Origin of the sequence: Pseudomonas fortuita, from assembly GCF_026898135.2 — a bacterium.
Lineage (GTDB): Bacteria > Pseudomonadota > Gammaproteobacteria > Pseudomonadales > Pseudomonadaceae > Aquipseudomonas > Aquipseudomonas fortuita.
In genome coordinates, this window is record NZ_CP114035.2 from 3,320,487 (window position 1) to 3,334,877 (window position 14,391).

A 14,391-nucleotide genomic window follows, 5' to 3' on the forward strand; every position below is an offset into this window, starting at 1 on the left:
CTGTCCCATGGACAAATACGCCCCTCGCCAGTGGCTCCCCCACGAAAAACCCAGCCTGCCGGGCTCGCCCTCCACGCCTCTGCATTCGCCAGCCAAGCGCCTGGCCTACGGCGTGGTTGGCCTGCTGGTGGCAATTACCGGTGGCCTGGGCAACGCGCTGGTCACCGCCAACCTGGTGTTCCTGCAGGGCGCCCTGGGTGCGACCACGGCAGAAATGGCCTGGCTACCGGCCGCCTACGTCATGACCAACGTGTCCATGAACCTGCTGTTGGTGAAATTCCGCCAGCAGTTCGGCCTGCGCGCGTTCACCGAAGTGTTCCTGGTGCTGTATGCCTTGGTCACTTTCGCCCACCTGCTGGTCAACGATCTCAGCTCGGCCATTGCCGTGCGTGCGGCCCACGGCATGGTCGGCGCAGCGCTCAGCTCGCTGGGGCTGTACTACATGATTCAGGCGTTCCCCGCCAAATGGCGGCTGAAGGCCATGGTACTGGGCCTGGGCGCCTCGCAGCTGGCGCTGCCGCTGGCGCGGATTTTTTCCGAAGACTTGCTGCAGATCGCCGAATGGCGTGGCCTGTACCTGTTCGAACTGGGCCTGGCGCTGACTGCGCTGGGGTGCGTACTGATGCTCAAGCTGCCGCCCGGTGACCGCTTCAAGACGTTCGAACCACTGGATTTTCTCACCTTTACACTGATGGCCAGCGGCACCGCCCTGCTCTGCGCGGCGCTGTCGCTGGGGCGCATAGACTGGTGGCTGGAGGCGCCGTGGATCGGCGTGGCACTGGCGGCATCGATCGCGCTGATCTTCACAGGCCTGGCCATCGAGCACAACCGCCGCAACCCGTTGCTGATGACCCACTGGCTGGGCAGCGGTGCAATCATTCGCCTGGCCCTGTGTGTGGTACTGATCCGCATGGTCACGTCCGAACAGTCCACCGGTGCGGTCGGTTTCCTGCAGGTACTCAACATGGGCAGCGAGCAGATGCGCACGCTGTACTGGATCATGCTGCTGGGTGCGGTGGCTGGCCTGGCCAGCAGTGCCCTGACCATCAACCCCAACCACTTGGTGATCCCGCTGTTCGTCTCGCTACTGGCCATGGCCACAGGCGCGTTCATGGACAGCAGCTCCAGCAACCTCACCCGCCCGGCACAAATGTACTTCAGCCAGTTCCTGCTGGCGTTCGGCAGCACCTTTTTCCTCGGCCCTTCGATGGCACTGGGCATCAGCCATGTGCGCGCCAACCCGCGCAATCTGGTGAGCTTTTCGGTGCTGTTTGGCATCTGCAACAACCTCGGCGGCCTGATTGGCGCGGCACTGCTGGGCACCTTCCAGACCTGGCGCGAAAAGTTTCATTCAAGCCACCTGATGGACCGCCTCAGCTACCTTGAACCGTTGGTGACCAGCCGCGTTCAAAGCGGTGGCGCCGGCTACGGCGGCTTGCTCGCCGACCCGGCCATGCGCAACGAAGCTGGCATGCGTGTGCTGGCCAATGCCGCCACCCGCGAGGCGAATGTCATGGCCTATAACGATGTGTTCGTGCTGATCGGCAGCATCGCTATCCTGACCATGGTCTGGATCTGCATCCGCAGCACCTGGCTCTGGTACGCAAGGCGCCAGACCACTTCCACCGACTCCACCCCCGGCACGCCCATCCGATGACCGACGACACCCGCACCACGACCACCAACGCCATCGCCGAAACCCCGGAAGGCACCACACCGCCCAGCGAGCCCACCAGCCCGACGCGTTCGCGGCGGGTGCGCATCCTGTCGACGATCAGCTTCGCCTGCGTGGCCTTGGCCGGCATCCTGCTGGTGCTGTATGCCTGGCGCCTGCCGCCGTTCGGCAGCGCCATCGAAAGTACCGAAAATGCCTTGGTGCGCGGCCAGGTGACCATCATTGGCCCGCAGCTCAGTGGTTACATCGTCGATGTGCCGGTGCACGACTTTCAGTTCGTCAAGACCGGTGACTTGCTGGTGCAACTGGACGACCGCATCTACACGCAGCGCCTGGCCCAGGCCATCGCCCAACTGCAGCAACAGCAGGCGGCCCTGGCCAACAACCTGCAGCAGCGTAACAGCGCCGAAGCCACCATCGCCCAGCGTCAGGCGGCCATCGGCGATGCGGCGGCCCAGGCAGCCAAGGCCAAAGCCGACCTTGGCCGCAACCAGGCGCTGGTCAATGACGGCTCTGTGTCGCGCCGTGACCTGGACCTGGCCCGTGCCAGCGAAGCCGCTGCCGTCGCCAGCCTGGCCCAGGCCAAGGCGGCGCTGGAAATCGCTCGCCAAGACCGGGAAACGGTGGTGGTCAACCGGGCCGCGTTACAAGCTTCGGTAGAGAATGCCAAGGCGGCGGTGGAGCTGGCGCGCATCGACCTCGACAACACCCGGGTCACCGCCCCGCGCGACGGCCAGCTGGGGCAGATCGGCACGCGCCTGGGGGCTTATGTGAATTCCGGCGCGCAGTTGATGGCCCTGGTACCCGACACCCTGTGGGTGATTGCCAACATGAAGGAAACCCAGATGGCCAATGTACGCATCGGCCAACCGGTGAGCTTCACCGTGGATGCGCTCAACCACCTGAAGCTACAGGGGCATGTACAGCAGATCTCGCCAGCAACCGGCTCGGAGTTCGCCTTGCTGCAAGCGGACAATGCCACCGGCAACTTCGTCAAGATTGCCCAGCGTATTCCGGTGCGCATTACCGTGGATGCCGACCAGCCGGAAGCCAGGCACCTGCGGCCGGGGATGTCGGTAGTGGTCAGTATCGATACCCGTAGCCAGGATTGATGTGTTCGCGGCCGGCCTCTTCGCGGGGCAAGCCCGCTCCCACAGAGACTGCACAGCTTTCAAAGGCTGCGCTGGACCTGTGGGAGCGGGCTTGCCCCGCGAAGAGGCCAGAACAGGCTTACATCCACCAGGCCAGCACCACCGGCAACCAGACAAACGAAAGCACCGTCGAACACATCACCAGGTTCGCCACCTGCTCCGGCTCACGATTGGCCCGCACCGCCATCAGGTAGTTGAACACAGCAACCGGCATCGCCGACTGTACCACCAGTACCGCGTGCTCAAGGTTGTCCATGCCTAGCGCCGCCCCCACTGCCCAGCCCATCGCAGCCCCCAGGCCAATGCGCAAGCCGCCCAGCAACAGGCCGCTGCCCACGTGACGCAGGCGAATGCTGGCCAGCGACACCCCCAGGGTCAGCAACATCAGCGGAATGGTCATGCCGCCGAGCAAATCTGCAGTGTTTGCCAGCCAGCGCGGTAGCTCGAAATCGAGAAAGATGATGGGCATGGCGCCGGCCAGGCTGATGACAATAGGGTTGCGCAGCAGCGCCTTGAGCGAAGCCGCTGTGCCAGAGATGGCCATGCCGATGGTGAACTGCACGATCGACAAGGTCAGGAAAAACGCCACGGCCAGTGCCAGGCCGTGCTCACCGAAGGCATACAAGCTGATCGGCAGGCCCATATTGCCCGTATTAGGAAACATGAACGCCGGCAGCAGTACCCGCCAATGCATGCCCGAAGCACGACACACCAGCAAGGCGACCAAGGCCATGCCCAGGGTGCACAGCAGGCAAGCCAAGGCCATGCTGGTGAAGGCGTCAGGGTTCAGCTCGGTGCGACTGAGGGTGGACAGCACCAGCGACGGGGTACCGACAGTCATCACGACCCGGGCGATGAAATCGGTGGGGTAGTCCAGGCCCTTGCGGGCCCAGGCAAAGCCGATGCCGGCGACGATGAAGACCGGGGCCAGGACTGCGAACAGCGACGCGAACATGATGGGCCTTCCTTGGGGTGGGTTCAGCATTATGCAGCAGTCCGTGAGATGGCCGGGGCTGCACAGCGGCGCCAAGATGTCTGCCCAAGACACGTTCATGTCGCCCTTGGACTGCGGCGTCTCGTCGCATACCCGTGCCCCTTGGGCAAAAGCTTCCAAGCCCGTAGAATCCCGCTTCCTTTTCGCCCGTCGCCTTGAACGGTGGCAACCCGCAGCAATGACAGAGTCCGTGCCTGAACACATGAACGCACATGTGAAATAGGCTCAACCCTCCCCGCCCGGCCCATTCCCAAAGGGTCCAGCGGTTGAGTCTTGCCCAGGTCGCATCCGTGTCGCCACTCGCCCCTTATCGGGTCGAGCCGGTGTGCGCGTCCGAGAAGGCGCTCATTCCGCTCATCCAACTAGAGGTTTGTATGTCTCCGCGTTTGCTGGCCATGGCGCTGGCGCCCCTGCTCGGGCTGTTCATCATTGCCTTGGGCAACGGCTTCATGTCTTCCCTGACTACCCTGCGCCTGGGCGCTGCCGGTGAGTCGGCCACCACCATCGGCGTCGTCTCGTCCACCTACTTCCTAGGCCTGACCCTGGGCGCCATCTTCAACGACCGGCTGATCTTGCGCATCGGCCATATCCGCGCCTACACAAGCTTCGCTTCGCTGATCGGCGCGACCATCCTGCTGCAGGGGCTGTTCTACGACGTCACCTGGTGGTCGGTGCTGCGCCTGATCAACGGGTGGGCGGCAGTCGGCGTGTTCCTGGTGATCGAAAGCTGGCTGCTGCTGGCCGGCGATGCAAAAATCCGCGGCCGCCTGCTGGCGCTGTACATGATCGCCTTCTACGGCGCCGGGGTGATTGCCCAGGCAGGCCTTGGCGAAATCACCCAGCTTGGCGACACCGCACCCTTCATGCTGGCTGGGGTACTGGCTGCCCTGTCGGTACTGCCCATCGTGATCCTCCCGCGGGTATCGCCACTGCTGGACCAGGTCGAACCCCTCAAACCCCGCCAATTGTTGGGTGTGGCACCGTCTGGCCTGGTTGGCTGCTTTGGTTCGGGGGTGGCGATTGCCGGCATTTATGCCCTGCTGCCGCTGTACCTGCAGCGCATCGGCCTGGCCGTGGGCGAGGTCGGCAACATGATGGCCTGGGTGATCCTCGGCGCCATGCTGCTGCAATACCCGGTGGGCCGCTGGTCCGACCGCAAGGATCGCCAGGATGTGCTGATTGCCCTGGCTGCACTGTGCGTGGTGTTGTCGCTGGTCACAGTATTCCTGCCGTCGGACTCGTTCCTGCTGCCGGCCATGCTGTTCCTGCTGGGTGGTGGCGTGTTCACGCTGTACCCGGTGGCGGTCAGCCATGCGGCCGACCGCGCGCCTTCCGACGCGCTGGTACCGATGATTCAAGGCTTGTTGTTGATCAACTCACTGGGTTCGGCCATGGCGCCGGTGGCCATTTCGCCCATGATGACCGAGTTTGGCGAGGCCGGGTTGTTCTGGGCCTTTGCCGTGGTCAACCTGGCCATGGTGTGCTTTTTCATGTGGCGACGCGGCAAGCGCCCGGCCGCAGAGCACCCGGCACCGTTCACCGCTTCGACCACCTTCTCGCCAACCGGCGCCGAGCTGCGGGTAACCGAAGACCTGATGCATGCGGCGCAGGAGCATCCGCCGCTGGATCCCGTGGAAAGCCCGGCGCAACGCTCAGAGCCTGTCTGAATCCGTTGCCGACTCCTTGTGGGAGGCCACTCATCCCTTATAGGTTGTGCTGTCACGCAGAGAACAGTGGCTGGTGTGGGGGCGGGCTTGTCCCGCGAAGCAGGCAACGCTGTGTATGGCACCGGCTTTGCCGGTGTTCCCGGGGCAAGCCCGCTCCCACAGAGTGACCACTCGTCGCCCGAAAGGCACACCTGCCCTGACGCGCAGCCAAACGAATGACAGATCATCCGCCAAGGAGACCCTCCATGATCCGCATTCGCTCTCTCTCCCTGTGCCTGGCGCTCGCGCTGGCCAGCCTCACCGGTACCACCTTTGCTGCCACCGACACCAACACCGACAGCCGTCCGCAAACCGACCAGTCTGGCGGCAAGACCGCCGGTGACGACAGCAGCGTCAACAGCCCCGGCAGTGGCCAGGACAACGACAGCAGCGACACCGGCAGCAACAGCGATGCCGCCGACGGGGCCAGCGGCGGTTCGAACAGCACGGGCGAGGCGACAGGCTCTGGCGCCGGGCACACCGGCGGCACCGCCGAGGACCAGGACAGCCACTGAGGCACGCCTCGGCTACACTGCGCCCAAAGCCCTGCCAAGGATTCGCCATGAACGTCAAACCCTGGCTGCTCGCCGCCCTGCTGCCCTGCACAGCCTTGGCAAGCAGTAGCAACCAAGGGGCGCTGTCGATCAGTTCCTCGTCATTCACTGATGGGGGCGTGATCGCCCTGCAGCAGGTCGGGCAGGACCCGGCCTGCGGCGCAGGCGAGGAGCGCACCCCGCAACTGAGTTGGAACAACCTGCCCGCAGGTACCCAGTCGCTCGCGCTGATCATGTTCGACCCGGACGGCGGCAAGGGTATCGGCGTGGTGCACTGGGTCGCGTACAACATTGACCCGGAGCACGATGGGCTCAAGGAAGGCATGGCCGGGCTCAGTGGGCAATACGTGACTGTGGGGCGCAACTCGCGGGGCACCCTCAGCTACCGAGGCCCCTGCCCACCCGCTGGCGACAACCCGCACCATTACGCACTGACGCTCATTGCCACAGACCTGCCCTTGGGCACGCTTCCCGAGGGACTGGACCGCAGCGGTCTGTTGCAGTTGCTGCAAGGCCACGCATTAGGGGCGCAGAGCCTGATCGGGCGCTACGGCCATTGAACCATCCAGTACAAAAACAAATGATCGAGCTCATAGCATTTATCCATTGAATGGCCCGGTGAAACTGAAGTAAGCTCGGGCTCATTCACTGGAGAGCAACATGCCAAATCACACCCGCAACCACGCCAACCACACCGGTCGCAAACTGCGCCCTGTGCTGGCCGTTGCCGGCTGCGTGGCACCTGCCAGCTATTACTTCGGGTATTGGTTTAGCCACTAGGCGCCGATACCCACACGGCGCCCACCTTCGAGGGGCCGCCGAACATGAGAATACTCAAACCCCCGGTCGGCTCCCCGACCGGGGGTTTTGCTTTTCAGGCCTTTGAACAACACCGATTCACATTGAGGACAGATTCATGAACTACGCCACTTATTACGACGCAAACACCTATGCCTGGCGATTTAGCCAATCCCGTTCGGGCCAGCCTGCCGCCTCCGATCGGTCCTCAACAGGTGGCAATGCAGCAGCCAATACGAATTCAACGATCTGTCGAACACCTCGATAGGGCCGACAGCGCGGGCCTGAACCCGCCGTCCGCCCAGGGAAAAACGCCATGCAAGCTTCCAACCTCGCCCTGCCCCTGACTCAGCCGCAAGCAGCCAACACCACGGTCAGCAAGCGCCTGCCCAGCCCGCACCTGCTCAAGCAACAGATGCCGCTGTCCAGTGAACTGGCCCAGCAAGTCCAGGCCCACCGCCAGGCCATCCGCAACATCCTCGAAGGCCGCGACGAGCGCCTGCTGGTAATCGTCGGCCCGTGCTCGATCCACGACCCACGCTCGGCGCTGGAATACGCCGACCGCCTGGCCGCCCTCAGCCGCGAAGTCGGTGACAAGCTGCTGCTGGTGATGCGCGCCTACGTCGAAAAACCGCGTACTACCGTCGGCTGGAAAGGTCTGGCCTACGACCCACACCTGGATGGCAGCGACGACATGCACTCGGGTATTGCCTTGTCCCGCGGGCTGATGCTGAGCATGATCGAACGTGGCCTGCCGGTGGCCACCGAGCTGCTGCAACCGATGGCCGCCGGCTACTTCGACGACCTGCTGGCCTGGGCCGCAATTGGCGCACGCACTACCGAATCGCAAATTCACCGCGAAATGGTCAGTGGCCTGGAACTGCCGGTCGGGTTCAAGAACGGCACCGACGGCGGCATTTCCATCGCCACCGACGCCATGCGCAGCGCAGCCCACCCGCACCGCCACTTCGGCATGGATGCGCAGGGCCACCCGGCAATCATCGAAACCCTGGGCAACCCGGACACGCACTTGGTACTGCGCGGTGGCCACAAAGGGCCCAACTACGATGCCAACAGCATCGCCATGGCCCGTCAGGCATTGGCCAAGGTTGGCGTTCAGGCGCGCATCATGGTCGATTGCAGCCACGCCAACAGCGGCAAGGACCCGGCTCGTCAGCCGGCGGTGTTCAACGATGTGCTGGAGCAACGCCTGGCAGGCGATCGCTCGATCGTTGGCGTGATGATCGAGGGGCACCTGTTCGACGGCTGCCAGGCGCTGGGCAAGGGTGCACTGAAGTACGGCGTTTCGATCACCGACGGCTGCCTGGGCTGGGCCTCGACCGAAACCTTGTTGCGTGAGGCTGCACTAAAACTGTGAGCCGAAGGTTGCGAGCCTGGCGAGACATACCCCAAGCAAGTGCGCTAGGCTTGCGTTTTTACCCCAAGGAGCAGTACCCATGGCCCGTGCAACCGCCCGCCACATCCTGGTCAGCAGCGAAGAGAAATGCAACGAACTGAAAACCCAGATCGAAGCAGGCGCCGACTTCGCTGAAATCGCCAAAGCCAACTCGACCTGCCCGTCCAGCCGTCAGGGCGGTGACCTGGGCTCGTTCGGCCCAGGCCAGATGGTCAAGGAGTTCGACACCGTGGTGTTCAGCGCCCCGGTCAACACCGTGCAAGGCCCGGTGAAGACCCAGTTCGGCTACCACCTGCTGGAAGTGACCAGCCGCCAGGACTGATTCTCCCTCCCGGTGATCAGACCCCCTGTGGGAGCGGGTTTACCCGCGAAGAGGCCAGACCAGACAACCTCGTTGCCTGCTCCGACGCATTCGCGGGTAAACCCGCTCCCACAAGTATTGTGGGGGCTTGTGTTTTCGTGCATGGGCTTTACCGTCCATGCCGCTCCCAGCCACGCCCTCACCGTCTACGACGAAGCCCCCCGCTACGCCCCCAACTTCCAGCATTTCGACTACGTAAACCCCGACGCCCCCAAGGGCGGCATCCTGCGCCGCTCGGCCATCGAGATCGGCCAGTTCGACCATATTTTGCCGTACATCGACAAAGGCATCGGCGTCAGCGAGGTCGACGGCCTGCTGTACGCGCCACTGGCCGTACGCTCGTTCGATGAACCCTATACCGTCTATGGCCTGATTGCCCGCAGCATGGAGCGTGGCCCGGCGGATGCCTGGCTGCGTTTCGAGATAGACCCGCTTGCCACCTTCGCCGATGGAAAGCCGGTGCGCGCCGAGGACGTACGTTTCACCTTCGAGCTGTTGATGAGCAAGGGCAGCCTCAAGTACCGCACGCAGTTCGCCGATGTCACCGGCGTAACCGTGGAAGGCCCGCAGCACGTGCGCTTCGACTTCAAGCCCGACCACGGCCGAACCCTGGCGCTGGACCTCGCCAGCTTGCCAGTGCTACCCGAACATGACTGGCAGCAGCGCGACTTCGCCAATGGTGCGGGTTTCGACAAGCCAGTTGGCAGCGGGCCATACCGCATCGGGCGCATCGACAACGGCCGCAGCATCACCTTCGAACGAGACCCGACCTGGTGGGCACGCAACCGGCCGGCCAGCCGGGGCCGCTACAATTTTGACCAGCTGCGCATCGAGTACTTCGGTGACACCGAGGTGGCGCGGCAGGTGCTCAAAGGCGGTGGCTACGACTATAACCGCGAGTTTTCCGCCACCGCCTACACCCTGGGCTACAACGGCGCACAACTGGACGATGGCCGCTTGCAACGCGCGCACCTGGGCCCGGCCAAACCGCAGGTTGCCCAGGGTTTCGTATTCAACCTCGACCAGCCGCAGTTCAAGGACCGCCGCGTGCGCCAGGCGCTGGGCATGCTGTGGGACTACGAGTGGAGCAACCGGCAGATGATGCGCAACCTGTACATCCGCCAGCAAAGCGTGTTCTCCAACACACCGCTGGCGGCTCGCAAGCTGCCGGATGCCGACGAACTGAAGCTGCTCGATCCGTTGCGCGGCAAAATACCGGACGAAGTCTTCACCACTGTGTTCACCGCTCCGGTAACCGATGGTTCGGGGATTGTCCGCAAGCAGCAGTTGCAGGCCCTGGACCTGCTTGAACAAGCCGGCTGGCACCCCGAAGGGGACCGCCTGGTGAACAGCCAGGGCACACCGCTGGCATTCACCTTCCTCAACGGCCAGTCAGGCATGGAGCGCCTGCTGCTGCCATGGAAGCGTAACCTGGCACAGATCGGCGTCACCCTGAACATCCGCAATGTCGATTCGGCCCAGTACGTCAACCGCCTGATGGCACGGGACTACGACATGATCGTCACCGGCTACCCGGTCAGCCTGTCGCCCGGTGCCGAGCTGTACAACTACTTTGGCTCGGCAGCCGCGCACGACCCCGGCTCGAACAACCTGATGGTGCTGCAGGACCCGGCCGTGGACCACCTGATCGACGGTCTGGTGCGCGCCGGCACACAGGCCGACATGCTGCACCACGCCCATGCCCTGGACCGTGTGCTGCAATGGAACTACTACTGGATCCCCAACTACTACCCGCCGGGCAGCTCCACCGCCTGGTGGAACCGCTTTGGCCTGCCCAAGGTCCAGGCCACCTATGACGAAGGCCTGGATACCTGGTGGGAGGTAAGCCCCACCCCGTTGACCAACGCGCAAATGGCCGAACGCCGGAAGCTATCACCATGACCGCCTACATTCTGCGCCGTCTGCTGCTGATCCTCCCGACGCTACTGGCAATCCTGCTGGTCAACTTCGCCATCGTCCAGGCCGCGCCGGGTGGCCCGGTGGAGCAGGCCGTGGCGCGTCTGCAAGGCCTGGGCGGCGGTGCACCCGGCGCACGCGCCGAGGTGGTACATGGCGAGTCGCGTGCCACCCGCGGTCTGGACCCGAAACTGATCGAAGAAATCAAGCGCCAGTACGGCTTTGACAAGTCGGCCCCCGAACGGCTGTGGTTGATGCTCGGCCAGTATGCCCGGCTGGACTTTGGCAGCAGCTTCTTCCGCGGGGCCAAAGTCACTGACCTGATCCTGGACAAGTTACCGGTGACCCTGTCGCTGGGCTTGTGGGCCACGCTGATCACCTACCTGGTGTCGATCCCGCTGGGCATCCGCAAGGCGGTACGCCACGGCAGCCGCTTCGATGCCTGGAGCAGCGCGCTGATTGTGGTCGGCTACGCACTGCCCTCGTTCCTGTTCGCGCTGCTGCTGATCGTGCTGTTCGCCGGTGGCACCTCGCTCAACTGGTTCCCGGTACGCGGGCTGGTCTCGGAAAACTTCGCCGAGCTCAGCCTGCTGGGCAAGGTCGCCGACTACTTCTGGCACCTGGTGCTGCCGGTCGGGGCCTTGGTGATCGGCGGTTTCGCAACCCTTACGTTGCTGACCAAGAACGCCTTCCTCGACGAGATTTCCCGCCAGTACGTGGTCACCGCCCGGGCCAAGGGCCTGAGTGAGCGCCGGGTGCTGTACGGCCATGTGCTGCGCAATGCCATGCTGCTGGTGGTGGCCGGGTTGCCGCAGGCACTGATCACGATGTTTTTCGCCGGTTCGTTACTGATCGAGGTGATCTTCTCCCTCGATGGCCTCGGCCGCCTGAGCTACGAGGCCGCCGTGTCGCGAGATTACCCGGTGGTGTTCGGTACCCTGTTCATCTTCACCCTGGCAGGCCTGTTGATCCGCCTGATCGGTGACCTGTCGTACACCCTGCTCGATCCGCGTATCGACTTCGACACGAGGGCGCACTGATGCTGTCCCCCGTCTCGCGCCGCCGCCTGCAACGCTTTCGCCGCAACCGCCTGGGCTGGGTCTCGCTGTGGCTGTTCGCCGGCCTGCTGCTGCTGTGCCTTGGCGCTGAGCTGGTGGCCAACGACAAGCCGCTGCTTCTAAGTTACAAGGGCGAGCTGTATGTGCCGGCGCTCAAGCGCTACAGCGAGCAGGAATTCGGCGGCCAGCTGCCATTTCAGCCCGACTATCGCAGTGCCTATGTACGGCAATTGATCGCAGACCAGGGCGGCTGGATGCTGTTCGCGCCCATCCCGTTCAGCGCCGATACGCCCAACTACGACCTGCTGGTACCCACCCCCAGCCCGCCCAGCACGAGCAACTGGCTAGGCACCGACGACCAGGGCCGCGACGTGCTGGCTCGGGTGTTGTATGGCACGCGGGTATCGCTGCTGTTCGCCTTCGCTCTGACTGTGGTCAGCGTGTTCATCGGTGTAGTGGCCGGCGCGCTGCAGGGCTACCACGGCGGTTGGGTCGACCTGATTGGCCAACGCCTGCTGGAGGTGTGGTCGGGGTTGCCTGTGCTCTACCTGCTGATCATCCTCAGCGGCTTTGTCGAGCCGGATTTCTGGTGGCTGCTGGGGATCATGGCACTGTTTTCCTGGCTGACCCTCGTCGATGTGGTGCGCGCCGAGTTCCTGCGTGGGCGCAACCTGGAGTACGTGAAAGCCGCTCGCGCGCTGGGGTTGGCGGACAGCCAGGTGATGCTGCGGCATATCTTGCCCAATGCAATGAACGCCACGCTGACCTATGTACCGTTCATGCTGACCGGGGCAATCACCACCCTGACTGCGCTGGACTTTCTCGGCTTCGGCATGCCGGCCGGGAGTGCCTCGCTGGGTGAGCTGGTGACCCAAGGCAAGCAACACCTTGAGGCCCCATGGCTGGGCTTTACCGCGTTCTTTGCGCTGGCGGTGATCTTGTCGCTGCTGGTGTTCATCGGCGATGCCTTGCGCGAAGCGTTCGACCCCAGAAAATGAGTCTTCACGCCCGGCCTTTACTTGAAAAGGAGCTTTGCATGACCCTGACAGGCAAGACTGCACTCGTTACCGGTTCCACCAGCGGCATCGGCTTGGGTATCGCCCAGGTGCTGGCACGCGCCGGCGCCAATATCGTGCTCAACGGCTTTGGCGACCCGGCACCGGCCATAGCCGAAATCGCCCGCCATGGAGTGAAGGTGGTTCACCATCCGGCCGATCTGTCGGACGTGGCCCAGATTGAAGCGTTGTTCGCCCTGGCCGAGCGCGAATTCAGCGGCGTCGACATCCTGGTCAACAACGCCGGCATCCAGCATGTCGCGCCGGTGGAGCAGTTTCCGCTGGAAAGCTGGGACAAGATCATTGCCCTGAACCTGTCAGCTGTGTTCCATGGCACGCGCCTGGCCCTGCCGGGCATGCGCACGCGCAACTGGGGGCGCATCATCAACATTGCCTCGGTGCATGGCCTGGTCGGCTCGACCGGCAAGGCGGCCTATGTGGCAGCCAAGCATGGTGTGGTCGGCTTGACCAAGGTGGTGGGCCTGGAAACCGCCACCAGCAATGTCACCTGCAACGCCATCTGCCCAGGCTGGGTACTGACCCCGCTTGTGCAAAAGCAGATCGACGATCGTGCTGCCAACGGTGGCGATCCGCTGCAAGCACAGCATGATCTGCTGGCCGAAAAGCAACCGTCGCTGGCGTTTGTCACCCCCGAGCACCTGGGTGAACTGGTACTATTCCTGTGCAGCGAGGCCGCAAGCCAGGTTCGCGGCGCCGCCTGGAACGTCGACGGTGGCTGGTTGGCCCAGTGACGGGCGGCCTGGGCCTGGCGGCGGGTTCGCATTCGTTTACCTGCAAGGAGGCCCTATGCGCCCTACCCCGATGACCGCAATTCTGGCCCTCACCCTGGCTGCCGCCACGCCTGCGATGGCGGCAAGCCTGAAGGACGTCGCGCCTTACCCAGAGGCGGAAAAAGGCTTTACCCGGCAGGTCATCCACCTGCCGGCACAGGCCGATGAATCGGCCTACAAACTGGAGATCCTCGCCGGCAAAACGTTGCAAGTCGACTGCAATCGCCAGCACTTGGGGGGTAGCCTTGAAGAACGCACCCTGGAAGGCTGGGGCTACAACTACTACCGCCTGGACAAAGTCAGCGGCCCGGCCAGCACCCTGATGGCCTGCCCGGATGGCAAGAAGACCGAGGCCTTCGTGCCAGTGATCGGTGACGGCTTCCTGCTGCGCTACAACAGCAAGCTGCCGGTGGTGGTGTATGTGCCCAAGGATGTCGAGGTGCGCTACCGCATCTGGTCGGCGTCGCAGGACGTGCAAAAGGCTAAAGTCGAATAACTACCGCGGCCCCTGCAGGAGCGGCCTTGTGCCGCTCCTGCAAGGCGAGTCTATCAGGCATAATGCGCCCCTTTTTTCGCCCCGAAGCACAGGTACCCCATGAAAGCCCAAGCCCGCCACATCCTGGTCAAAACCGCTGACGAAGCCGAGAAGCTTAAACAGCGCATCGCCAACGGCGAGGCTTTCGACGTGCTGGCCAAAAAGTTTTCGGTCTGCCCTTCTGGCAAGCGCGGCGGCGACCTGGGCGAAGTCCGCCCGGGCCAGATGGTCGGCGCCATCGACCAGGTGATTTTCAAGAAGCCTTTGCGTGTAGTGCACGGGCCGATCAAGAGCAAGTTCGGCTACCACCTGGTGCAAACGTTCTATCGCGATTGATGGCAGCGGGCCACCTGACATTTTTGCCAGTTGTCCCCTCGCC

Annotated in this window: 14 protein-coding genes; 13 read left to right on the forward strand and 1 reads right to left on the reverse strand. The window is 63.7% G+C overall.

The genetic code is table 11. From position 1 onward, the window contains the following. Positions 1-7 precede the first annotated feature (7 nt). Positions 8-1,657: an MFS transporter gene (locus tag OZ911_RS15250; protein WP_023048862.1), complete on the forward strand. Its 1,650-nt coding sequence runs from the start codon at positions 8-10 to the stop codon at positions 1,655-1,657. Further along, entirely contained in the window at positions 1,654-2,787 is a 1,134-nt protein-coding gene (locus OZ911_RS15255) for an HlyD family secretion protein (protein ID WP_016487290.1), read from the forward strand. The genes OZ911_RS15250 and OZ911_RS15255 overlap by 4 nt, the downstream gene beginning before the upstream one ends. 118 nt (positions 2,788-2,905) lie before the next feature. Here OZ911_RS15255 and OZ911_RS15260 read toward each other — a convergent pair whose 3' ends face one another. Continuing rightward, positions 2,906-3,781: an AEC family transporter gene (locus tag OZ911_RS15260; RefSeq protein WP_070086555.1), complete on the reverse strand. Its 876-nt coding sequence runs from the start codon at positions 3,779-3,781 to the stop codon at positions 2,906-2,908. A 413-nt stretch (positions 3,782-4,194) separates the two neighbouring features. Here OZ911_RS15260 and OZ911_RS15265 point away from each other — a divergent pair, with 413 nt between their 5' ends. From OZ911_RS15265 to OZ911_RS15315, 11 genes are all read left to right on the forward strand, one after another. Next, the gene (locus OZ911_RS15265; RefSeq protein ID WP_016487293.1) at positions 4,195-5,487 is read left to right on the forward strand and encodes an MFS transporter; all 1,293 of its coding nucleotides are present in this window, start codon (positions 4,195-4,197) and stop codon (positions 5,485-5,487) included. A 245-nt stretch (positions 5,488-5,732) separates the two neighbouring features. Then, complete coding sequence (locus OZ911_RS15270) at positions 5,733-6,041, forward strand: hypothetical protein (protein WP_016487294.1); 309 nt, start codon at positions 5,733-5,735, stop codon at positions 6,039-6,041. Positions 6,042-6,088: 47 nt separating this feature from the next. Further along, positions 6,089-6,640: a YbhB/YbcL family Raf kinase inhibitor-like protein gene (locus OZ911_RS15275; RefSeq protein WP_023048864.1), complete on the forward strand. Its 552-nt coding sequence runs from the start codon at positions 6,089-6,091 to the stop codon at positions 6,638-6,640. A 554-nt stretch (positions 6,641-7,194) separates the two neighbouring features. Beyond that, positions 7,195-8,256, forward strand: coding sequence for a 3-deoxy-7-phosphoheptulonate synthase (locus OZ911_RS15280; protein ID WP_016487297.1), 1,062 nt, complete (start codon positions 7,195-7,197; stop codon positions 8,254-8,256). A 79-nt stretch (positions 8,257-8,335) separates the two neighbouring features. Beyond that, positions 8,336-8,617, forward strand: coding sequence for a peptidylprolyl isomerase (locus tag OZ911_RS15285; RefSeq protein ID WP_023048866.1), 282 nt, complete (start codon positions 8,336-8,338; stop codon positions 8,615-8,617). Between the two features lie 141 nt (positions 8,618-8,758). Beyond that, on the forward strand, positions 8,759-10,558 hold the full coding sequence (locus OZ911_RS15290; protein ID WP_033732386.1) for an extracellular solute-binding protein: 1,800 nt from the start codon (positions 8,759-8,761) through the stop codon (positions 10,556-10,558). Further along, positions 10,555-11,613, forward strand: a complete 1,059-nt coding sequence (locus OZ911_RS15295) for a microcin C ABC transporter permease YejB (protein ID WP_070086554.1) — start codon at positions 10,555-10,557, stop codon at positions 11,611-11,613. The genes OZ911_RS15290 and OZ911_RS15295 overlap by 4 nt, the downstream gene beginning before the upstream one ends. Next, the gene (locus OZ911_RS15300; RefSeq protein WP_023049331.1) at positions 11,613-12,629 is read left to right on the forward strand and encodes an ABC transporter permease; all 1,017 of its coding nucleotides are present in this window, start codon (positions 11,613-11,615) and stop codon (positions 12,627-12,629) included. The genes OZ911_RS15295 and OZ911_RS15300 overlap by 1 nt, the downstream gene beginning before the upstream one ends. Before the next feature lie 38 nt (positions 12,630-12,667). Beyond that, entirely contained in the window at positions 12,668-13,438 is a 771-nt protein-coding gene (gene hbdH, locus OZ911_RS15305) for a 3-hydroxybutyrate dehydrogenase (protein WP_023049332.1), read from the forward strand. Between the two features lie 55 nt (positions 13,439-13,493). Beyond that, the gene (gene eco, locus OZ911_RS15310; RefSeq protein ID WP_023049333.1) at positions 13,494-13,973 is read left to right on the forward strand and encodes a serine protease inhibitor ecotin; all 480 of its coding nucleotides are present in this window, start codon (positions 13,494-13,496) and stop codon (positions 13,971-13,973) included. Positions 13,974-14,072: 99 nt separating this feature from the next. After that, positions 14,073-14,348 (forward strand): peptidylprolyl isomerase, encoded by a 276-nt coding sequence (locus OZ911_RS15315; RefSeq protein ID WP_016487304.1) that lies wholly within the window; start codon positions 14,073-14,075, stop codon positions 14,346-14,348. Positions 14,349-14,391: the final 43 nt, after the last annotated feature.

What these genes read in the sequence shown, in the direction of transcription:
- hbdH (WP_023049332.1), top strand. Translation starts at nt 12,668, where the DNA reads ATGACCCTGACAGGCAAGACTGCACTCGTTACCGGTTCCACCAGCGGC.
- OZ911_RS15295 (WP_070086554.1), top strand. Translation starts at nt 10,555, where the DNA reads ATGACCGCCTACATTCTGCGCCGTCTGCTGCTGATCCTCCCGACGCTA.
- OZ911_RS15250 (WP_023048862.1), top strand. Translation starts at nt 8, where the DNA reads ATGGACAAATACGCCCCTCGCCAGTGGCTCCCCCACGAAAAACCCAGC.
- OZ911_RS15290 (WP_033732386.1), top strand. Translation starts at nt 8,759, where the DNA reads ATGGGCTTTACCGTCCATGCCGCTCCCAGCCACGCCCTCACCGTCTAC.
- OZ911_RS15300 (WP_023049331.1), top strand. Translation starts at nt 11,613, where the DNA reads ATGCTGTCCCCCGTCTCGCGCCGCCGCCTGCAACGCTTTCGCCGCAAC.
- OZ911_RS15275 (WP_023048864.1), top strand. Translation starts at nt 6,089, where the DNA reads ATGAACGTCAAACCCTGGCTGCTCGCCGCCCTGCTGCCCTGCACAGCC.
- eco (WP_023049333.1), top strand. Translation starts at nt 13,494, where the DNA reads ATGCGCCCTACCCCGATGACCGCAATTCTGGCCCTCACCCTGGCTGCC.
- OZ911_RS15270 (WP_016487294.1), top strand. Translation starts at nt 5,733, where the DNA reads ATGATCCGCATTCGCTCTCTCTCCCTGTGCCTGGCGCTCGCGCTGGCC.
- OZ911_RS15315 (WP_016487304.1), top strand. Translation starts at nt 14,073, where the DNA reads ATGAAAGCCCAAGCCCGCCACATCCTGGTCAAAACCGCTGACGAAGCC.
- OZ911_RS15260 (WP_070086555.1), bottom strand. Translation starts at nt 3,781, where the DNA reads ATGTTCGCGTCGCTGTTCGCAGTCCTGGCCCCGGTCTTCATCGTCGCC.
- OZ911_RS15285 (WP_023048866.1), top strand. Translation starts at nt 8,336, where the DNA reads ATGGCCCGTGCAACCGCCCGCCACATCCTGGTCAGCAGCGAAGAGAAA.
- OZ911_RS15265 (WP_016487293.1), top strand. Translation starts at nt 4,195, where the DNA reads ATGTCTCCGCGTTTGCTGGCCATGGCGCTGGCGCCCCTGCTCGGGCTG.
- OZ911_RS15255 (WP_016487290.1), top strand. Translation starts at nt 1,654, where the DNA reads ATGACCGACGACACCCGCACCACGACCACCAACGCCATCGCCGAAACC.
- OZ911_RS15280 (WP_016487297.1), top strand. Translation starts at nt 7,195, where the DNA reads ATGCAAGCTTCCAACCTCGCCCTGCCCCTGACTCAGCCGCAAGCAGCC.